The sequence below is a fragment of the Alkalicoccus halolimnae genome, from assembly GCF_008014775.2.
Taxonomy (GTDB): Bacteria; Bacillota; Bacilli; order Bacillales; family Salisediminibacteriaceae; genus Alkalicoccus; species Alkalicoccus halolimnae.
Genome location: NZ_CP144914.1, coordinates 1,354,090 through 1,374,736, shown reverse-complemented (window position 1 = coordinate 1,374,736; position 20,647 = coordinate 1,354,090). Strand labels below are relative to the sequence as shown.

The following is a 20,647-nucleotide window of genomic DNA, read 5'->3' as shown; positions in this document are numbered from 1 at the left end:
CTCCAAAGTCTCCAGACCTTCTATTAATTTAAAGCTATTATACCATAAATAGTTTTAACGTCACAAATCTATCGTTTGAAGGCCATAGTAGCATTAACTGCCGTTTTCCATCCAGCATACAGATCTTCCCTGTTTTCTTCGCTCATTTTTGGTGTGAAAGACTGATCAACTGACCATTGTTTAATGACCTCTTCTTTATTTTTCCAATAACCTACTGCAATGCCTGCCAGGTACGCAGCTCCGAGAGCCGTAGTTTCCTGCACTTGAGGAATCTCCACTTCTTTGCCGAGAATATCGCTTTGAAACTGCATAAGAAATTTATTTCCGACAGCCCCGCCGTCAACCCGGAGTTTTTTGAGCTCAATTTCAGAATCTGCTTCCATAGCGTCAAGGACATCTCTCGTCTGATACGTAAGCGATTCCAATGTAGCGCGAATAAAATGTTCTTTCTCCGTTCCACGCGTGAGACCGAAGATCGCTCCTCTTACATCGCTGTCCCAGTATGGAGCGCCGAGTCCTACAAATGCCGGTACGACATAAACTCCATCTGTGGAGGTGACCCGTTCTGCGTATTCTTCAGTTTCCGGAGCTGCTTTAATCATTCTCAGGCCGTCACGAAGCCATTGAACTGCTGATCCGGCTACAAAAATACTTCCCTCAAGGGCATATTCCACTTTGCCGTCGATTCCCCAGGCTATTGTCGTAAGCAGGCCGTGTGTCGATTTTACCGGTTTTTCTCCAGTATTCATAAGCATGAAACAACCCGTACCGTAGGTGTTTTTAGCCATCCCTTTTTCAAAGCACGTTTGTCCAAATAAGGCAGCCTGCTGGTCTCCAGCTGCACCAGCAATAGGTACTTCTTCACCGAAAAAGTGATAATCAACTGTTTTAGCATATTCTTCAGAAGAGGGTCTGACTTCAGGAAGCATGGATTCCGGTACTCCAAGAATATCCAGCAGTTCTTTGTCCCACTGCAGATCGTAAATATTGTACATTAGCGTGCGTGAGGCATTTGTATAATCAGTAACGTGAGCCTTTCCTCCTGACAATTTCCATATAAGCCAGGTGTCAATTGTACCGAAAAGCAGTTCACCGTTCTCTGCTTTTTCTCTGGCCCCATCCACATTATCGAGTATCCATTTTACTTTCGTTCCGGAAAAATAGGCATCGATTAAAAGCCCGGTTTTATCTCTAAATAAGTCGCTGTATCCTTTGTCGCGGAGCTCCTGACAGATGCCGTCTGTCTGGCGGGACTGCCATACAAGGGCGTGATAAACAGGACGTCCTGTATTTTTATCCCACACGACAGTGGTCTCACGCTGATTGGTAATACCAATGGCAGCTACGTCTTTGGCCGGGATATTCTGATTATTCAGTACTTCTGCCATTACCCCTAAGATCGAAGACCATATTTCGTTTGCATTGTGCTCCACCCAGCCTGGTTTAGGAAAATATTGTTTAAATTCTTTCTGTGCTACGTCGACAATTTCCCCTGCTTTATTAAAAAGCATAGCTCGGGAACTTGTTGTGCCTTGATCCAATGCTAGAATATAGTTGTTTGTCATAAATTATTTCCTCCTTAGGCTTTTTTTCCCTTAAAACTAGGATACACGAATTTTTTATCTTTTTCATCTCCCTGCTTCTTCTCCATCATAAAGGAATACACCATAACTCCAGCAAACAGAGCTAGGAACACCCATAACAGCGGATGGAGAATGCCTTCAAACATAGCAGCGTAAAACATACCGCCGAGACCGCCGCCGATGACAGGACCTACAATTGGAACCCAGGAATACGACCATTCCGAAGATCCCTTACCTTTGAACGGCATTAATGCATGCACAATTCTAGGTCCCAGATCACGCGCAGGGTTGATGGCATAACCGGTCGTTCCGCCAAGAGACAGCCCGATTGCCATAATTAGAAGCCCGACAATCAGAGGGTTCAATCCGTCTGTAAAGGTGTTTGCACCGATAAACAAAATTCCCAATACGAGAACGAACGTGCCGAGAACCTCACTGAAGACGTTGGAAGGAGTATGTTTTATAGCCGGACTCGTGGAAAAGACGGCAAGCTTAGCTCCTTCATCTTCCGTTTTCTTGAAATGAGCAGAATACTGGAAATAAACAAGCGAGGCACCAATCATTGCCCCGAGTACCTGAGCTGCGATATAGCTCGGAACGGAGCTCCATGGAAATTCTCCGATAGTTGCAAGACCAATTGTTACCGCCGGGTTAATGTGTGCACCGCTGATGTTTCCGACAGCATAAATCGCAAGCGCTACTCCAAGACCCCACCCAGCCGTAATAACGATCCAGCCGCCCGCTGCTGCCTTTGAATCCTTTAAAACGACCCCCGCCACTACCCCGCCACCAAAAATAATGAGAATCATTGTGCCAATTACTTCTCCCCAGAACGGCGACATAATCATCTTCCTCCTCTTTTTAATTTTTGGAGACAAAAAAAGAGACCAATAAAAATTTGACCCAGTTACAGCAAGGACTGAGCAAATATTCATTGGTCTCCGTTGTCTCCATGAATAAATTATTAACTTACTTTATATTAAATCAGATATTCATAACCGTGTCAATATTTTTAGAAAATTTAATTAATTTGTCCAGATTTTTCTGTTCGAAGTCGTTACTGCTACTGCCCCGGCTTTAATAGCCGCCTCCACTTCTTCCCTGGTACGGATCAGCCCTCCGGCAATAATAGGTATTTTTGTTTTAAGATAGACTTCTTCAATGATATGAGGAATAACACCCGGCAGAATTTCGACGCAGTCCGGCTGAATAGTCTCCAGCATATGATAGCTTGATTGAAGGGCCAGCGAATCGAGCAGAAAAAGGCGCTGAACTGTCATCAAATTCGACTTCTTCGCTGTCATAAGTACATTTTTACGTGTTGAAATTAAACCATCAGGCCTTATGTCCTGAGCCAGGTACTGTGCTGCATATTCATCATTTTTTAACCCTTGTACCAGATCGGCGTGAAGAAGAACTTTTTTATTATTGCTTTTAATCATTTTTACCAGGCTTTTCAGCTGACCTACGTGGGTATTAAGCAGGACAATATAGTTACTGTCAGTGGCAAGTGCTTTATCAATGTCCTTTAAATCTCTTATTGCAGGCAGTATTTCTGTGTTGTTAAACATAATAAGCCTCCTTCACTACCAAGTCTACAGCAAATGGAAAGCTGCTGCTATTTATTACTTTTTCAGATACTGGATAACTGTTCGTTTTTTATACGTGTCTTCAGGCCGAAGAAGGATATCCTCCACATGATCAGGAATGGACTGCGTTTCCAGACACACTGCCCCATGCTTAATGCCGGCACGGCCGTTCATTTTAATATCCTCTTTAATCTGATTGCCTGTATATACGACAACAGCGGAATCATTTGTGAATACATTAAGCATGCGTCCGCTTTCCGGATGAGAAAGAACAGCCGCTGGTGTACCGGATTTCAATAAAAATGGATGGTCTATACCGCCTCCAGCAATGTTCAGCTGAGGATCGTTCTTTGTTAATACTTCCCCCAGCAATTTTGCATTCTGAAAATCGAAATGGCTGTTATCATTCACATTTGTCATTTTATCAGGAAGAGATCCCTCTTTAAGCTCATAGAAAAATTCACTGTTTAGTAGAAGTTCATGATCCAGGATCGTATCGCCGTTTAATATAAAATAGCTGTGGTTTGTTAAATTAAGAGGTGTTGTCTGATCTGTTTCTGCCTGATAGTCAATAATAAGCTGATTGTCATCAGAAAGGGTATAGGTAACTTTTAAATCTACTGTGCCTGGATAACCATCTTCTCCATCAGGACTTGAATATCGGAAAATTAAATCCTGTTGTTTTGCTTCTACATCAAAAAAACTGCGGGCGAACCCTTTTTCTCCGCCGTGCAGATGATTGTTTCCGTCATTTTTTGCAAGCTCGAATACTTCTCCCTCAACGTTTGCTAGTCCTTCCGCTGTTCGGCCGGAAGTTCTGCCGATAATAGCCCCGAGATAATAGGGGTTCATTTCATATAAACCGTAATCATCGTAGGAAAGAATGAGATTAGTCATTTCTTCCTTTGTTGGGGGATAGAGTCCAGTAATGGCACCCCCGTAATTTAAAGCTTTAAGTTTCATTCCGTTTTTATTTTCGATCGTATATTCAATGACGTCTTTTCCTTGAAATACTGCTTTTTTCTCCATGTCATCCAACCTCCTCGTATTTTCGCTATGTATTGAACCTCTTCGATTTGCATAACTGGAAAAGGTGCACAGGGTTTCTTCCTGCGCACCTTTTCAGTTAACTTCAGCAGTCAAATTTCACTTGGTAAAGGTCTTTTCTTCGATCTCTCCATTGAGTCACATTGCCGGATTTACGGGAGCGCCGCAGTATTTCCAGATCAACATCCCCGACAACCACCGTTTCAATATTAGGATGACATTCCCCAATAATTCCATCTCTAGGAAAGGCAAAATCCGACGGTGTGTAAATACCGGACTGCGCATATTGAATATCCATATTCTCAACATGGGTTAGATTCCCAACTGTACCTGCAATCATCGTATAAACCTGATTTTCTACCGCTCTGGCCTGGGAACAGTATTTTACGCGCAGGTATCCCTGCCTGTCATCTGTACAGAAAGGACTGAAAATGATATTAGCTCCTTTTTCAACAGCAATCCGGGATATCTCCGGAAATTCAATGTCGTAACAGATTTGAATTGAAATTTTACCACAGTCCGTATCGAACACTTCTACTTTATCGCCCCCCTTAATACCCCAGAATCTTTTTTCATTGGAAGTGATATGAATTTTGTACTGTTTTTCGATCGTCCCATCCCGTCGGAACAGATAGGCAATGTTATATATATCCCCGTCTTCTTCAACAAAGTGGGAACCGCCGATAATATTAACATTATATTTGATAGCGAGGTCTGTAAAAAGATTTATATAATCCTCCGTGAAATCAGTCAGTCTTCTAATAGCACGGCTTGGGCTTTTTTCTTCAATAAAAGAAAGCAGCTGTGTCGTAAAAATTTCCGGAAAAACGACGAAATCCGAAGAATAGCTCGCTCCTACGTCTGCGTAGTATTCACACTGCTGCGCAAACTCTTCAAAGGAATCTATTTTTTTCATCATATATTGGATCGCGCAGATACGCACTGGAAAAGCAGTTTTGAAATGCCTTTTCGTTGTCGGTCTGTAGTCCACATTGTTCCATTCCATAAGTGTCGCATATTTCATGGATGCCCGGTCGTCTGCAAGATAATTGCGGTTAACGCGCTTTAAAGTGAATCCGTTCATTACCTGAAAGGTAAGCACAGGATCAAATACATTATGAGTCATTACCTCTTCTACGTACTCCCTGGGAGACATTTCTGAGGCATACTTGCGGTAGTTCGGAATACGTCCGCCTATAATAATTGATTTTAAATTTTTCTCTCTGGCAAGTTCTTTTCTTGCTTCATAAAGCCGGCGTCCTATTTTCATACGCCTGTAATCAGGATGTACTGCTACTTCAATTCCATAAAGGTTATATCCCTCTTCATCATGATTGGTAATGTACCCTTCATCGGTAATTTCATCCCACGTATGCTGATCATCGTATTCATCAAAATTGATAAGCAGACTCGAACAGGAACCGATAATTTCGCCTTCTATTTCCACACAAAACTGACCTTCCGGAAAAATTTCAATATGGCTGATCAAGTGCTGGCGGGTCCAGGGATCCATATTGGGGAAGCTTAATCTGGAAAGCTCAATAATTGCATCTATATCATCATACTGGATGTTGCGGACAATAATTTTTTTCTCGTATTTCGACATATCCAATGACATCTTTGTATCACTCCCTGCTCTGTTTCATCTTACTCATTCTAGCATATTTCCCCCTGTATCCATACTAATTATATGTACTGTTAGTAATACTCAACCGTTTATCAGAACTCATTATTTTAAGCTCGGTTATTAGTATATTTTAAGATTGGACAGGGCTCACGATTCATATAAAAAGCACCCAGGAAATTTCCTGGGTGCTTTTTATAATTAACGGCTTCCTTTTGTATAAGGCTGATTGAGTGCTTTCGGAGGTTCCGCTTTACCCACAAAGCCTGCTAAAGCGAGTATCGTCAATACATAAGGCAGGATAAGGAAAAACACCTGCGGAATGTTCTGCAGCCCTGGCAGCTGCTGTGCAGACGTACTTAAAGCCATTGCAAAACCAAAGAAAATGGCTGCACCCATGGCTCCGAACGGTGTCCATTTGCCGAAAATCAGAGCGGCAAGTGCCATGAACCCCTGTCCGACGATTGTACCCGCCGAGAAGTTCCCTGCGATCGTTACGGCATAAACAGAACCGCCGGCTCCTGCAAAAGCACCACTCAGCATTACACCAATGTAACGCATCCGCTGTACTTTAATCCCCATCGTATCTGCTGCCATAGGATGTTCTCCTACAGAACGGAGACGCAGCCCAAATGGTGTTTTAAAGACAACGTACCATACTATTACTACAATTAATAAGGCGACATAAGTAGTCACGTAAACTCTTGAGAAAAGCATAGGGCCAATAACAGGTATATCACTTAAGAGTGGTATATCGGTCCGGAAAATTCTGGCACTGATTGTATCAGTCTGCCCCCGGTCAAAAATCTCCCTGACGAGAAAGACAGTCAGACCCAATGCAAGAAAGTTCAGGGCAACCCCGCTTACAATCTGATCAGCACGAAAGGAAATGGAAGCGACTGCATGGAAGAGAGCAAATACCGCACCGATCAGGACGGCGAACATTATCCCGAACCATGGTGAAGCATTTCCAAATCCTAAAGATTCGAACATCAGCGTACCAACAATTCCACCGAACGCCCCCATGATCATGAGGCCTTCCAATCCAATGTTTACTACACCGGATCGTTCACTGAACAACCCACCCATTGCCGTCAGCATTAGAGGAGTGGCGGCAATCAATGCTGCAGGAACGATGATATATAATATCTGAAGAATGACATCCATTTATTTCTCCTCCTTCCTGCTTTGAAGGCGGCCGAGAGCCCAGCGTATAACATAGCTTGATGCTACAAAGAATATGATTAGCGCAATAATAATTTCGACCAGTTCCGGGGCAACCCCTGCCTGAGACTGCATCATATTAGCTCCCTGCTGGAGCCCTCCGAAGAGAAACGATGAAAGGAAAATCCCTACAGACGTGCTGCCTCCTAATAGCGCTACTGCTATACCGTCAAATCCTATATTCGTAAAAGACGGGAGTATGTTTGCATACTGATAAGTACCCAGGCCTACCATTGCACCACCGGCACCAGCGAATGCTCCTGATACGGACATGGAGAGAATAATATTAGAATTTACGCTCATACCTGCGTATAAAGAAGCGTTTTTATTATACCCAACAGAACGCAGTTCGAAGCCCTTTCGCGTCTTCCATAAAATGAACCACATCAGCACACAGGCAGCTGCTGCGACGAAAAAGCCCCAGTGAAGTCTGGAAAACTGGGTGAGTTCCGATAGGAAAGGTGACTCGAGAGAAGCAGTAGGATTAATAAATGATGTCCTCTGTCCGCTGTCCAGCAGGTACGTTCTTATTAAAGAATTTGTAACGTGCATTGCAATATAATTCATCATAATAGTTACGATAACTTCATGAACTTGAAAGCGTGCTTTCAGCAAGCCCGGCACAAATCCCCACAGTGCTCCGGCAACAGCTCCTGCGACAATAGCAAGCGGAAGGTGAATTACCATCGGAGCTTCAATGGCGAGTCCTACATATACAGACGTAAACCAGCCGACAATCAGCTGTCCTTCTACACCAATATTTAGAAGACCCGTCCTGAAAGCAAATGCTACTGCAAGACCTGAGAAAATGAGCGGGGTCATGCGCTGCAGTGTCTCACCAAAATCATAAGGAGTTCCAACAATCCCGGAGATAAGAGCTCCGTATCCTGTTATTGGATTTGTTCCACTGAGCAGCATAATCAGAGCTCCGGCTAAAAAACCGAATAAAATAGCTACCAGGGGAACAATAATTGCAAATGCCTTTCCTTTTAGTGCATTCATCATGAGGTCGGTTCACCTTCTTCCTTTTTGCCTCCGGCCATGAGCAGTCCAAGTTCCTGCTCGTTCGTTTTATCAGCATCAACTATCTCTACTATTTCGCCTTCGTAAATAACAGCTATTCTATCGCTGACATTCAATACTTCTTCCAGCTCAAGAGAGACAAGTAAAATTCCCCGGCCTTTATCTCTTTCTTCGATCAATTTACTATGAATAAATTCAATAGCCCCGACGTCCAGACCGCGAGTTGGCTGTGCAGCCAGTAATAATTCGGGGGAACGGTCAATTTCTCTTGCTATAATCGCTTTCTGCTGGTTACCACCTGATAATGAGCGGGCCATTGTTTTTGAAGAAGGAGTCCTTACATCATATTCCTTTATCAGTTCCTCTGCTTTTTCATACATAAGGTTGTAATTCAGGATGCCAGTTTTCGTAAAAGGCTTTTGATAATATGTCTGCAGAAGCAAGTTTTCACCAATTGTGAAATCAAGAACGAGCCCGTGCTTGTGTCTGTCCTGAGGAATATGGCCGATGCCTGTTTCAGTTACTTTTCGCGGTTTATAATGTGAAATATCTTTTCCGCCCACAAAAACAGAGCCGCTTTTAGAATGACGAAGTCCCGTAAGTGCTTCTACAAGTTCTGTCTGGCCATTACCATCAACACCGGCTACACCCATAATTTCTCCTGCTCTGACATCAAGGCTTAATTTATTGACTACATCTACTTTACGGATGTCTTCCACAGTTAAATCTTTAATGGATAAAACGGTCTCACCTGGTTGAGCTGGTTTTTTATCCACTTTAAAGCTCACTTCACGACCGACCATCATTTCTGCAAGACTATCTTCTGTGGCTCCTTCCACATCTACTGTCCCTACTCCAACTCCCCGGCGGATAACCGTGCAGCGGTCACAAACCTGCATGATCTCTTTCAGTTTATGGGTAATAAGAATAATAGATTTTCCTTCATCAATGAGATTGTTCATGATCTGAATAAGCTCTTTAATTTCCTGTGGAGTAAGCGAAGCTGTTGGTTCGTCAAAAATAAGTATTTCTGCTCCGCGGTAAAGTGTTTTTAAAATTTCAGCTCTCTGCTGCATGCCGACTGAAATATCTTCAATTTTAGCCTTAGGATCCACTTTGAGCCCATAACGATCAGAGATTTCCTGGACGTGCTTCTCTGCCTTGCCAAGGTCGATTCGTCCTCGAGTCGTTGGTTCACTCCCGAGAATAATGTTCTCAGTAACAGAGAAATTCTGCACCAGCATAAAGTGCTGATGGACCATTCCTATTCCAAGATCATTTGCTTTATTAGGATCTGTAATGTCCACTTTTTCCCCGCGGACTTTAATTTCTCCGCGCTCCGGTTGATACAAGCCGAACAAGACGTTCATAAGTGTAGATTTGCCGGCCCCGTTTTCCCCTAACAACGCATGAATCTCGCCTTGTTTGACCTGCAGCGTAATATTATCATTCGCGACAATACCGGGGAATTCTTTTCGTATGTTATTCATTTCAATAACGTAGTCCACGATTAACAACTCCTATCAGATTCATAAGAGATTCTGAGGCTCTTACGCCGCCAGCTCCTATCCGCAGCTATCATAAATGTCGAATCTTGTAATATTAAATCGAATATCTCTAAATCAGGGTATAAACAAAGGCTAGTACGCGACTAGCCTTCGTCCTGATATGTCAGAGTTCGAACAGCTTACTCCTGAGAGCTTAGAAATTCTTCATATTCTTCGTCTGTCTGAGGCACTTCAATTTCCCCGTCAGTAATCATCTGTTCATATTCTTCCACAGCATCCAATGCTTCCTGAGAAACATCATCCTGTGTTTCAGCAATACCGACACCATCATCTTCAAGTCCTAATTCAATTACTTCTCCACCAGGGAAGTTTCCATTTAACGTCTCTTCAGATACATTATATACGGAATTGTCTACACGTTTGACCATGGAGGAAAGTATGACGTTACCTTCAGACCATTCACCTTCCGTTACAGCCTGGTCCTGGTCCACGCCGATAGCCCAAACTTCTTCTCCGCTTTCATTACGGTCAATCGCTTCCGTGAATAGTCCATTTCCTGTACCACCGGCAGCATGATAAATAATATCCGCTCCGTTGGAATACATAGTATCCGCAATATTCTGACCTGTTGAAGCATCATTAAAGTCCTGTGCATATTGAACAGCAACTTCAATATCTGAATCTACATGCTTTACTCCGGCCTTGAATCCATTTTCGAACTTTTTGATCAGCGGGCTTTCCACGCCGCCGATAAAGCCTACTTCATCGTTTTCCGAGTGCATTGCAGCTATAGCTCCAACAAGAAAAGAACCTTCGTGTTCAGCAAACGTAATGCTTGCAAGGTTATCAACTGGGTTTCCGTCGCCATCTGTTACCACTTCGTCAACAATTGCAAAGTTCTGCTCTGGATTCTGCTCGGCTACTGTGAGTACATCATCCGCCATTAAAAAGCCGATAGCAAACGTTATATCCGTGCCTTCACGTGCAAGCTGCTGCAGGTTTGGCAGATAATCGGCAGCATCGCCGGACTGTACATAATCCACATCCGCTTCGGGATAGTCTTCACCGAATTGTGTCAATCCTGCCCATGCTGATTCGTTAAAGGAACGGTCATCAACCCCGCCGACATCTGTTACCATTTTAGAAGAAAATCCTTCGGCATCTCCGGAAGCTTCCCCGTTATTATCCTCTGCATTATCTGTATTTTCAGACGCGTTATTTTCTTCTGCAGAATTATCAGCGCCTTCATTGCCTCCATTTTCGTTAACTGGAGTTGTATCTTCGTCATTCCCGCCGCATCCGGCAAGTACTACCCCTGCTGCAAGTACAGATGACAAAAGTACTTTTTGACTCTTTTTCATAATAAAAATCCCCCTTGTAAATATGTTTATATTTTTGCTTTTACCTCAAATATGTAAAAGAGATAAAAACTCTCACACTATTATGCCACATAATTTCAAAAATTATAATCTTAAAAACGCTTCCAAAAAATAATTATTTACTTGTTCGATGTCTGACATCTAAAAAGGACACACTGATACGAATTGACAGCGTTTTCTTATTACTTTTTCAATATACCACGCCTTCTTTTATTAATAAATAGTTTTTGGACATTTTTTCATAATATAATGAAAATAAGTAATTAGGCTGTCCGCCTTATAAATTTTGATGAAAAGGGTATGCTTTTATTGCAGTTTGGTGATAGAATATTTGTACAAAATCAGCTCGGGGGGAATTTTATGAGGACGCTCGTCTGCGACGATTCCTTATCATCCAGAGAGGAATTGAAAAAGGTTCTGCTGACCTGCGGCATCGAGGATATACAGGAAGCTGCAGATGGAAATGAAGCAGTCGAAAAATTTCATCAACACACGCCCGATCTAATTTTTATGGATATTATCATGCCGAATAAAGACGGGATTACCGCGATTAAAGAAATACTACCTTTCAAAGGTGAAGCCAAAATTGTTATGACTTCATCCTGCTCAAATGTTTCCCATTTGCGAAAGGCTTTTCTTATAGGTGCCGATTCTTTTATTCAAAAACCATTTACTGACATAAATGTTAGAGAAATTTTAAAAACCTGCCATGGAGCTGAAGTTTAGCTCCCGGCAGGTTTTTTATCGCTTGTCTTCCAAAATACAAGCAGCACCGCCATTACACCGGCACTTGCTTTGCCTGTCAGCATAGCAGTAGTCATTGCTGGTTCTACTGCTGCTGTAAAACCTAAATGCCCTCCTACGAGAAAAGCTCCACTTACTGAGAAAGCCACATTCATAAGTCTGCTTCTTTCATCCATTGTATGCAGCTGCTTGAAAACCGGTATGCTATGCGCCAGCTGAGTAAAAAAACCAACCCATGCCTCAGCAGGCAGTGGAGTTCGTTCAATAAGCTTTCTGCATTTGGGTACAACTGCAGTTTTCAGAAAGTGCACAAGCGGGAAAGCTCCTGCCAGCGCAAGAACGATCACTCCTATTATTTCCATTGATTCCGAAAAAGGAGTAAGTCCCGCTATAAGTACTACCCCGGTCAGTTCCTGTACAGCTACTACTGCAATAACCATCGCGATTAAAGCCATTATACCTCTTCCAGAAATCAGAAATGCCTGAACCATGATCCGCTGGGCCCACCGGAGACCGATTAGTATAATGCCTACAAAAAGAATTACTGGAACAAGCTGCCGCAAAATAAATAAAGGTTCCATACCTGCCGCCATTCCCGCTATAAAAGCTCCTGCCGGGACAGGGATAAGCCCGTACATAATCCCCCTGGCAAAATCCGTGTAATGTTCTTTATGTATTAAGCCAAGGGCCACAGGAACCGTAAAAACAAATGTTGGTCCTAGCATTGTAGCAAGAATAATCCCTGAGAAAAGCGCAGCTTCCTCTGTCCGGGCCAGTTCAGCTGCGAGAGGGTATCCCCCCATATCAATAGCAAGAATCATTCCGGGAAATATTCCCGGGTCCGCTCCAAGAGCTGTAAATATAGGCACGAGAACCGGTCTCAGAACCTCTGCTAATAGTGGTGCTATAGATATCATACCGGTCATAACGAATGCCAGCGGCCCCATGGTGCGGAAGCCTTCGTCGAAAGCTTCCCCATACCCTTTTTTATTTCCAAGTATTTTATCGATAACCCCTGCAAAGAGGAACCCGAGCAGAACCCATATGATTAGTGCATTCATGTATCTGCCCCCATTTCCCGAATAGAACTGCCTTCTATTTACATTCCTGAACGCATAAAAGCGAGCACAGCGGGATCGATCATATCCTCCTGCCAGCGCTCCTCAAAATTTTCGCGCATAAAATAAGTTTGTATTGCATCTTTAACTTCCATATTATACTTTCCCTGCTTCTCTTTAAGGAGATTTCCTTCTATTAACAGCGTCTCCACTTCTTCCAATACTTCTCCATTCAGCGACAATAAATCTTCTTTATCTGACTGGGAAAAATACAGCTTATGCAGTTCATGCAGACGCTGCAGTTCTTTAATAGGCTCAGGGTGATCATCTACGCGCAGATCGAATTTCCTGTCGTTATATCCGCCGTATCCCCCTCCCTCCTGAACAACGAAAAGAGCTGCCGACTGCTTGCCTCTTGAATCTCCTCCGGCATTCTGTGCGGCTTCTAATGCAGCGAGAAGCCTGTTGGATAAAGTTCCTTCCGATTGTTCAAAGGTGCTAACCAGTGCATCCACAGTCTCTCCATTCATGAGAATATTTCCCTGGGCCGTGCAGTACTTCCCCTGTTTGTGCCCAGCCCATTCATAGCATTCTTCACCAGTGAATGCTGCTGTATTGCCTTTATGGTCCATAACGGCGAACTGGCGGAGGTTTTTATCTTTATCATTTTCAACTAATTTGGCAGCTGTCTCTTCAGGCGAAAAGCCTTTTTTCATCATATGTATTCCTTCAGGTCCGAAAGCGGTGTTAGCAAAAGACTGCGTCGCAACAGCACCTGCCCCTGCTTCAGCCCAGGGAACGACTGCACCTGCCCCTAAAAACTTGGATTGTACTGCAACTCCCAGTTCTTCCGTTACAGGGTCGTATCCTATAATAGAAAAAGTAGCTACTTTAGACTGAAATTTCTTCATAAAATCCCCTCCTCTATGAACATATCTTAATCTTCAGGAAGACAGCCCGTCAACGATTACATGTTTGCAGGCTGATAAAGAAGGGAATTTCAGTCTTTATACAGAGGAGGTTTTAAAATGAACGTCTTAGTTATTGGCGCCAATGGACAAATAGGCAATCACTTAGTGAAAATGCTCGGACTAAGTTCAGAGCACCACGTCCATGCTATGATTAGAAAAGAAGAACAAAAAGCACATATGAGAGAACTCGGTGCTGATGAGATCGTACTGGGAGATCTTGAACAGGATTTTTCCCACGCCTTTAAGGGGATTGATGCAGTCATTTTCACTGCAGGGTCCGGCGGTCATACTGGTAAAGAACAAACAGAAGCAATCGATAAAAAAGGAGCCATTCAGGCTGTCAAGGAGGCCGAGAGTGCCGGTGTAAAACGATTTATTATGATCAGCACAATTATGGCTGATGAGGCTGAAAACGCTCCTGAAAATATCCAGCACTATCTTTCGGCTAAAAAAGCAGCGGATGATGCTCTCAGAAGCACATCTCTTTCCTATACGATTCTCCGGCCCGGTCCTCTTTCCAATGACAGTGCCACCGGTATGATTAAAACTGCTCAAAAACTGGACAGCTATGATGGTTCCATCTCCCGCGAGGATGTTGCCGCAGCAGCAGTTAATTCCCTGGTACTTGAAGAGACTTTCAATAAAACATTTGAACTCATCGGCGGTACCATTCCCATTGGAGAAGCTATTAAAAATATTTAAAGGTTATAAAAGTTGAACAAAAAGATGATCCGGAATTCTGCGGGTCATCTTTTTATTTACCTCCCCATTTGTTCAGTATATAATGAAAACATACTAAATCTTCTTTTACTTCTATTTTACGGACTTCTTAAAGGAAGGCACATGATTGATCAAAAGCAGCCTTCCAGACAAAAAAGAAGTCTCAATGAAACAATAATGAACGTTTACACTGGTAATTTAAAATAGGGAGAGGATTTAAAATGCTAATTCTGAAAGATTTAAATAAAGATCAAAAAATGGAATACACAATTGCACTTTCTTTAATAGCTGTCTCTATTCTGGCAGGTATTGTTGTAGGAATGAATGAAGAATGGATGGATCGAAGAAACTTTACTGCCGGCTATATTGCAGGCTCCCTTCTCGCAGCTTTATTCTTATTCGGAATCTACCGCTCCATAGCATTTATTGTGAATGCTGTGAAGAAAAAGAAAAACAACTCTGACGACTCCTGACACCAGGCAGCTTGTTCAAATGATTTTTCAAGCATTTTATAAGAAAAAACAAATTTATACAGTACGTTAAATGCCTTCATAACACATAACGTTATGAAGGCATTTTAGTTATATATGCTGAACTTAATAATTAGTATCCGCTTCTGTAACCAGCCGCTTTCGTTACCATGGGGACGCTTTCCAGGCGGGAAAGCCTCAGCTAATCCCTTCCTCCCTGTGGCCGGTCGGGGTGGCGCTCGTCCTTCATCGCCCTGGAGTCGCCCCATGTGCCCTGCTGCAGCGGCCTGCCCTCTTTTTCTGTTCTTCCTGCAGGAATGGTCTGCCGATAAAAATGATAACACCTTCTTTCTTTCGATAGAGAAGACCGCTTTCGAGGTCATACATTCTGTCTTTATAAATATTAAGTTCAATTTATATAGTTAAATTTTTGAGCAGCTGTTTTTAAGAGAGATTTCTTCGAAAACAGACGAACCTGTTTTCATAAGCTGTATAGGGGAGTTATATCGACCCTTCAGCATTCTTTTACGGTAAAGTATGGTCCGAAATACAAACACAAGTGAACCAACTTTATAAAGAAAATTCAGCGGGGATCCAGGCTCATGCAATTATGTTCATAAAGACAAACTTACATAACCTGATATATCCTGCTGCCTCTTCTTTTTTCTAAAGTTATGAATTTATCATTTCTTCCTCTCTTTTAATAATTCTTTCCACGTTTTAACGCCTACAATACCATCTGCCGTAAGTTTCCTCTGCTTCTGAAATTCTTTTACTGCTTTTTCCGTTTCCAGTCCAAATATACCATCAGCGCCGTATTTTGATAGTTGGACATTCCGAGCAAGAATTTTCTGCATCCTTTTTACCTCACCGCCTTTACTGCCTATTTTGAGGAGAGGAGAATTTAGATCATTACGCAGCTTGTCCCGGATAACTCCTGCATCAAAACCTGGACATCTCGTAGTCTGACCTCTTCTTTCACGGTGCCCTTTCACTTTGGATATATCCATCCCATACTTTTTCAGCAGTATTTGAATAAGTTTAATGAGAGAACTTTTTTGAGATGTAGTAAAACTTCCATTTCCTACTAGACAGATACCAATATTACCTGTGTTGAGGCCTCTGGTATGATAAGATACTGTATGATCGTCCCAGCACCGCTCGACAACACCATTTTTCAATATAATATAATGATAGCCAACCCCCGGCCATTGATGATTATTTACATGATAAGCAGCAAATGCTGAGGAATTTCCTGTTTCCGTAGCACTATGATGAATTGTGATATTATCAGGGAGCACCCCTGTACGATATGTTTTTTTTCTATGCTCCAACAGTTTCTTTCTTACATCTTTAATAATGAATGCCATTTTGATTCCCCCTTTTCAATTGAGATCCGTTCATGGAAAGTGTTGTTTTTAAAATGTCAGAACCATCTTTCTCGGAAATTGAGCCGGATACTGGGATGACATAAGCGAAAATTTTTAAAAATACACACAACCTTGAACAGTCTCATTGTTTAAGTACAAATGCCCTTCGAAATAGGAGGAATTACATTACTTATCTTTTATTAATTTCACTAAAAACTTGATTGTTTAGATCCCCATTAAAAATTTTTCAGCTCCCCTTTAACTAATATAATTTCTATTCAAGTTCTCCCCTTCCTTAGAATGGTACAAATTACCTTGCATGAAACGGGTCAAATATAGTAGCATTAGTTGTTGGTTGTTTCGTGCAATGCTTCTTTACAAAGAAAGTATTGTTTTTAACAGGGGGATTAGGGTATATAGAAACAGACTAAAATATGAAAAATTGAGGAGAGGTGAACGGGTTGAAAAAACTGACAGTAGTTTTCTGGATTGCATTAGCTATACTATTATTTTTCATGGTTTTCGGGATCTTCGTGCCTCAAGCTTTCGAAAACGTCACAGCTGGTCTAAGAGAACAAATTTCATCAACACTTGGTTGGTATTATCTGCTTGTTGTAACTGGATTTGTGGGTGTCTGTGCTTTTATCGTAGTAAGTCCTTTCGGAAAAATTAAACTCGGTAAGCCGGACGACAAGCCGGATTACAGCTACTTAACATGGTTTGCGATGCTTTTCAGCGCCGGCATGGGTATCGGACTTGTATTCTGGGGGGCTGCAGAGCCTATTTCCCATTTTATGACAGATGCTCCGATTGCAGAAACCGGTTCTGACGCTGCAATACTGGAAGCAATGCGCTATTCCTTTTTCCATTGGGGAGTACACGCATGGGCAATTTACGCAGTCGTTGCGATGGCTCTTGCATACTTCAAATTCCGTCACGATGCTCCAGGACTGATCAGCGGGACGCTTACTCCCGTTCTCGGTAAGTATGCGAAAGGACCTGTCGGTAATACGGTAGACATTATCGCCGTAGTTGCTACAGTAATCGGGGTTTCAAGTACGCTTGGTTTTGGCGCTGTTCAAATTAACGGCGGCCTCGATTATCTTCTTGGAATCGGAACTAACTTCTCCATACAGTTTATTATTATCTGTGTAGTTACAGTACTGTTCATGATTTCAGCATACACAGGGTTGAACCGTGGGATTAAAATTCTCTCAAACGTAAACCTCTGGCTCGCTTTTACACTGTTTATATTTATGTTTGCGTTTGGTCCTACACTATTTAACTTAAACTTGTTTACCGAATCATTAGGCATGTATATTCAACAGCTTCCGAGCATGAGTTTCCGAATCGCTCCATTCAATGAGGATGAGCGTGCCTGGATCGACGGATGGACTATTTTTTACTGGGCATGGTGGATTTCGTGGTCTCCTTTTGTAGGCTCCTTTATTGCCCGCGTATCAAAAGGGCGTACGCTTCGCGAATTCGTCCTGGGCGTCCTGCTCGTCCCATCTGTAGTTGGATTTTTCTGGTTTGCCGTCTTTGGAGGATCCGGAATCTTCCTCGAGCAATCAGGCCAGGCTGTACTTTCTGACCTTGCTCCAGAGGCAGCACTGTTTGCTGTTTTAGGGAATTTCCCGCTGGGAGCTTTAATGTCAGTAATAGCCATTATGCTGATCTGTACCTTCTTTATTACTTCTGCTGACTCAGGAACCTTTATTCTGGGGATGCAGACAACCAACGGCTCTCTGACTCCTCCAAAAACGGTGAAGCTTATCTGGGGACTTATGTTGTCCGCTACAGCTTCCATCCTGCTTTTCACAGGGGGGCTGCAGGGACTCGAGAATGCTATGATTATAGCGGCTCTTCCTTTTTCTGTTATTATGATATTAATGACTTATTCCCTCATTAAATCTTTACAGATTGAAAAGAATGCTTTAGCCGCAAGAGAAGCGAAAAAACGATCTTAAAAAGAAAAAGCAGCGCCTCAATTTTAATGAGGCGCTGCTTTTTCTTTTATGCCAATGTTAAATTCAAATGTTTATTAAGCGTGCCAGCGGCTCTTTCCAATCTGACACACTGTTTTTACGCAAAAACAGTAAAACGCCGACAGAACTTTTAGTAATGTACAAGCTAATCGATAAAGCGTATATTCTGTGGAGGCCAGAATGTAATATTAGCTCTTCCAACGATTTCATCTGTAGGAATGAAGCCAATTTGTCTGCTGTCTACACTGTTTTTTCTATTATCTCCCAGTACAAAAACATGTCCTTCAGGAACAGTATGTTCATCTGTTAAGTTTTCAAGCGTAAAGTCGTCTGTAAAAACATCCGACCCGTTTACAGAGATTGTTTCGAGAAAGTCTTCTTCCACTGACTCCCCATTCACATATAATGTATCTGCTTCATAATAAAGCTCATCTCCGGGCAATCCGATAATCCGTTTGATATAATCTGAATCTTCATCTGCATGAAATATTATTAAATCGAACCTATCGGGTTCAGTAAGTTCATAGCCTATTTTATTAACGATAATTCTCTCCCCGTCTTTGATTGTAGGGAGCATGGATTGCCCGTAGACAATATAATTAGTAAACATGAATTCTCTGACAATAAAAGTTAACACTAAAACGATAGCTGCTGTTTGAATTATTCTCCAAATTCCTCTGCGCCAAAGTTTTTTTCCACTTCCGCTTTTCTTCGGCTCACGCATAGGCCTCCTCCTCTTTCTTTACACCGCTCCAGCTTATTACTTTTAATTGCCCGGAACTTCATTTTCTAAACTGGAATAAAATGGTTTCCGTTCAATTCAGCTTTATTCCGGCTTTTAACAGTTAACTGATTATCTTTTCTCCACATTTATTCTTAAATAAACCGTTCTTGTAAAAACAGCATTATTTGAAAGAGCCTCTGTGGTGAAATCTCCTGCCCATTTGTCAAAAAAGAAAGGTAGAAGCCCGTGCTTTTCAGAAAGTGAAGTATACCTGATACTGTTACAACAGGATTTGAGATAAATAGTATTTAATAGAATGACATTCATTGGCATTTTTTTCAATTGAATGCTGTAAAAAAGCCGGTTTCCTTATTTTCAGGAAACCGGCTTTTAAATTAAAGATGATGAACTGCTTCATATTCAAATATTTTATTACTTTGAGTCGGACTGCTGTCCAGGTTCTCCCGACGTTTTTTATGCGCATCCTTAAAAGCGTCACTATTAATCCAGCTCTGGTAATCGTCTTTACTTTCCCATTTAGTAAGAACTACGGGATAGTTCTCCTCCTCTTCCGGTTCAAGGTACATAAAGTCAAGGCAGCCTTTTATTTCCTTCATCTTTGCTGCACTGTCTGCGAAACGGGCTGCTACATTTTCTCTTCCTTCTGCTGGAATGTGAAGCTGATTCATTACTACGTACATAATCATCCTCCTATTATATTCATTTAACTGCTATTATACATATTATTATTCTACTTTAAAAAGCATAGACCTTGGTCCTTTTTTTCTCCTCAAAAACGTGGTATATTTTATAGTAGAGATAAAATGAGGAGGCGGAATTATGGATCTTATTTTAATTTTAGGTATATGTATCGTATTTCTAGTATCTATCTGGACCGGTGGTTATAATGCGAAGTCGACTAAAAACTAATTCCACGTACATATAAAAGAAGGCCGATCTTTTGAGATCAGCCTTCTTTTTTTGTGCAGCTCAATCAAATACTTGTTCTAGGATTCCCTGCATATGTCTATTCCGAACCCTATCTTTGTATTTAATAAACGCTTGAAGATTTAAAAAACAAGTTTTACTAATTAATCTGCTTTCACTCCGCTTCTGACTACTCACAAAATGCTTTTTGTTCAATTGCACTAAAAGCCTGTTGACGCATAGCTTCATATACCAGAATTGCAGCAGCATTCGATAAATTTAAAGATCGCACCAGCTGAGTCTGAGGAATGAGCAAACAGTTGTCACGGAATTTATTCGTTAATGATTCGGGGAGTCCTTTGGTTTCCTTTCCAAATACAAAAAAATAATCCTCCTGTGCTTCGCTGTAATCCACCTGCGAATAGTGTTGATTTCCTATTGTTTCAATAAAATAAAAATGGCCTTCCGGGAATTTATCCATCAATTCTTCTATACTGTTATGATGTTCCACTTTTACATGCGGCCAATAATCGCAGCCTGCCCGCTTGAGCATTCTGTCGTCTGTGGAAAAACCCAGAGGGTGAATTAAGTGCAGGCATGAATTAGTCCCGGCACATGTTCTTGCAATATTACCTGTATTAGCTGGTATTTCCGGTTCGTGCAGTACTACATGTATACTCAATTCACTTTCGCTCCTT

19 protein-coding genes are annotated in these 20,647 nt (G+C 42.0%); 4 read left to right on the top strand and 15 right to left on the bottom strand.

What is annotated here, in order from left to right:
• Positions 1-68: 68 nt before the first annotated feature.
• The 9 genes from glpK to FTX54_RS06090 form a co-directional block, all read right to left on the bottom strand.
• Entirely contained in the window at positions 69-1,565 is a 1,497-nt protein-coding gene (gene glpK, locus FTX54_RS06130) for a glycerol kinase GlpK (RefSeq protein WP_147803104.1), read from the bottom strand.
• A 14-nt stretch (positions 1,566-1,579) separates the two neighbouring features.
• Positions 1,580-2,425: an MIP/aquaporin family protein gene (locus tag FTX54_RS06125; RefSeq protein WP_147803105.1), complete on the bottom strand. Its 846-nt coding sequence runs from the start codon at positions 2,423-2,425 to the stop codon at positions 1,580-1,582.
• A gap of 183 nt (positions 2,426-2,608) precedes the next feature.
• Positions 2,609-3,157, bottom strand: a complete 549-nt coding sequence (locus FTX54_RS06120) for a glycerol-3-phosphate responsive antiterminator (RefSeq protein ID WP_422387429.1) — start codon at positions 3,155-3,157, stop codon at positions 2,609-2,611.
• 51 nt (positions 3,158-3,208) lie between these two features.
• On the bottom strand, positions 3,209-4,201 hold the full coding sequence (locus FTX54_RS06115) for an aldose epimerase family protein (protein ID WP_147803107.1): 993 nt from the start codon (positions 4,199-4,201) through the stop codon (positions 3,209-3,211).
• A gap of 103 nt (positions 4,202-4,304) precedes the next feature.
• Complete coding sequence (locus FTX54_RS06110) at positions 4,305-5,837, bottom strand: GNAT family N-acetyltransferase (protein WP_147803108.1); 1,533 nt, start codon at positions 5,835-5,837, stop codon at positions 4,305-4,307.
• 207 nt (positions 5,838-6,044) lie between these two features.
• Complete coding sequence (locus FTX54_RS06105; protein WP_147803109.1) at positions 6,045-7,010, bottom strand: ABC transporter permease; 966 nt, start codon at positions 7,008-7,010, stop codon at positions 6,045-6,047.
• Entirely contained in the window at positions 7,011-8,072 is a 1,062-nt protein-coding gene (locus FTX54_RS06100) for an ABC transporter permease (RefSeq protein WP_147803110.1), read from the bottom strand.
• Complete coding sequence (locus FTX54_RS06095) at positions 8,069-9,598, bottom strand: ABC transporter ATP-binding protein (RefSeq protein WP_147803111.1); 1,530 nt, start codon at positions 9,596-9,598, stop codon at positions 8,069-8,071. Before FTX54_RS06095 ends, FTX54_RS06100 begins: the two co-directional genes overlap by 4 nt.
• A gap of 179 nt (positions 9,599-9,777) precedes the next feature.
• Positions 9,778-10,959 (bottom strand): BMP family lipoprotein, encoded by a 1,182-nt coding sequence (locus tag FTX54_RS06090; protein ID WP_147803112.1) that lies wholly within the window; start codon positions 10,957-10,959, stop codon positions 9,778-9,780.
• A gap of 318 nt (positions 10,960-11,277) precedes the next feature.
• On the opposite strand from FTX54_RS06090, the gene FTX54_RS06085 reads away from it, so the two are divergent.
• A complete protein-coding gene (locus FTX54_RS06085; RefSeq protein WP_422387418.1) occupies positions 11,278-11,703 on the top strand; it encodes a response regulator in 426 nt (141 codons plus the stop codon).
• Here the strand turns inward: FTX54_RS06085 and eutH are convergent.
• Both eutH and FTX54_RS06075 read right to left on the bottom strand, forming a co-directional pair.
• Positions 11,700-12,782: an ethanolamine utilization protein EutH gene (gene eutH / locus FTX54_RS06080; protein ID WP_147803113.1), complete on the bottom strand. Its 1,083-nt coding sequence runs from the start codon at positions 12,780-12,782 to the stop codon at positions 11,700-11,702. The two genes, FTX54_RS06085 and eutH, sit on opposite strands and share 4 nt — an antisense overlap.
• A gap of 38 nt (positions 12,783-12,820) precedes the next feature.
• Positions 12,821-13,690 carry a DUF1028 domain-containing protein gene (locus tag FTX54_RS06075; RefSeq protein WP_147803114.1) on the bottom strand — a complete coding sequence of 290 codons (870 nt, stop codon included), beginning with the start codon at positions 13,688-13,690 and terminating at the stop codon, positions 12,821-12,823.
• 117 nt (positions 13,691-13,807) lie between these two features.
• Here FTX54_RS06075 and FTX54_RS06070 point away from each other — a divergent pair, with 117 nt between their 5' ends.
• The gene (locus FTX54_RS06070) at positions 13,808-14,452 is read left to right on the top strand and encodes an SDR family oxidoreductase (RefSeq protein WP_147803115.1); all 645 of its coding nucleotides are present in this window, start codon (positions 13,808-13,810) and stop codon (positions 14,450-14,452) included.
• Between the two features lie 239 nt (positions 14,453-14,691).
• Positions 14,692-14,943, top strand: a complete 252-nt coding sequence (locus FTX54_RS06065; RefSeq protein WP_147803116.1) for a hypothetical protein — start codon at positions 14,692-14,694, stop codon at positions 14,941-14,943.
• Between the two features lie 680 nt (positions 14,944-15,623).
• On the opposite strand, the gene FTX54_RS06060 is transcribed toward FTX54_RS06065, so the two are convergent.
• Complete coding sequence (locus tag FTX54_RS06060) at positions 15,624-16,310, bottom strand: peptidoglycan recognition protein family protein (protein WP_147803117.1); 687 nt, start codon at positions 16,308-16,310, stop codon at positions 15,624-15,626.
• Between the two features lie 461 nt (positions 16,311-16,771).
• On the opposite strand from FTX54_RS06060, the gene FTX54_RS06055 reads away from it, so the two are divergent.
• The gene (locus FTX54_RS06055) at positions 16,772-18,280 is read left to right on the top strand and encodes a glycine betaine uptake BCCT transporter (protein ID WP_147803118.1); all 1,509 of its coding nucleotides are present in this window, start codon (positions 16,772-16,774) and stop codon (positions 18,278-18,280) included.
• Positions 18,281-18,443: 163 nt separating this feature from the next.
• On the opposite strand, the gene lepB is transcribed toward FTX54_RS06055, so the two are convergent.
• From lepB to trmL, 3 genes are all read right to left on the bottom strand, one after another.
• The gene (lepB, locus tag FTX54_RS06050) at positions 18,444-19,022 is read right to left on the bottom strand and encodes a signal peptidase I (RefSeq protein ID WP_147803119.1); all 579 of its coding nucleotides are present in this window, start codon (positions 19,020-19,022) and stop codon (positions 18,444-18,446) included.
• A 395-nt stretch (positions 19,023-19,417) separates the two neighbouring features.
• Positions 19,418-19,723 (bottom strand): antibiotic biosynthesis monooxygenase family protein, encoded by a 306-nt coding sequence (locus tag FTX54_RS06045; RefSeq protein ID WP_147803120.1) that lies wholly within the window; start codon positions 19,721-19,723, stop codon positions 19,418-19,420.
• Between the two features lie 416 nt (positions 19,724-20,139).
• Positions 20,140-20,631: a tRNA (uridine(34)/cytosine(34)/5-carboxymethylaminomethyluridine(34)-2'-O)-methyltransferase TrmL gene (gene trmL / locus FTX54_RS06040; RefSeq protein WP_147803121.1), complete on the bottom strand. Its 492-nt coding sequence runs from the start codon at positions 20,629-20,631 to the stop codon at positions 20,140-20,142.
• Between the last annotated feature and the right edge of the window lie 16 nt (positions 20,632-20,647).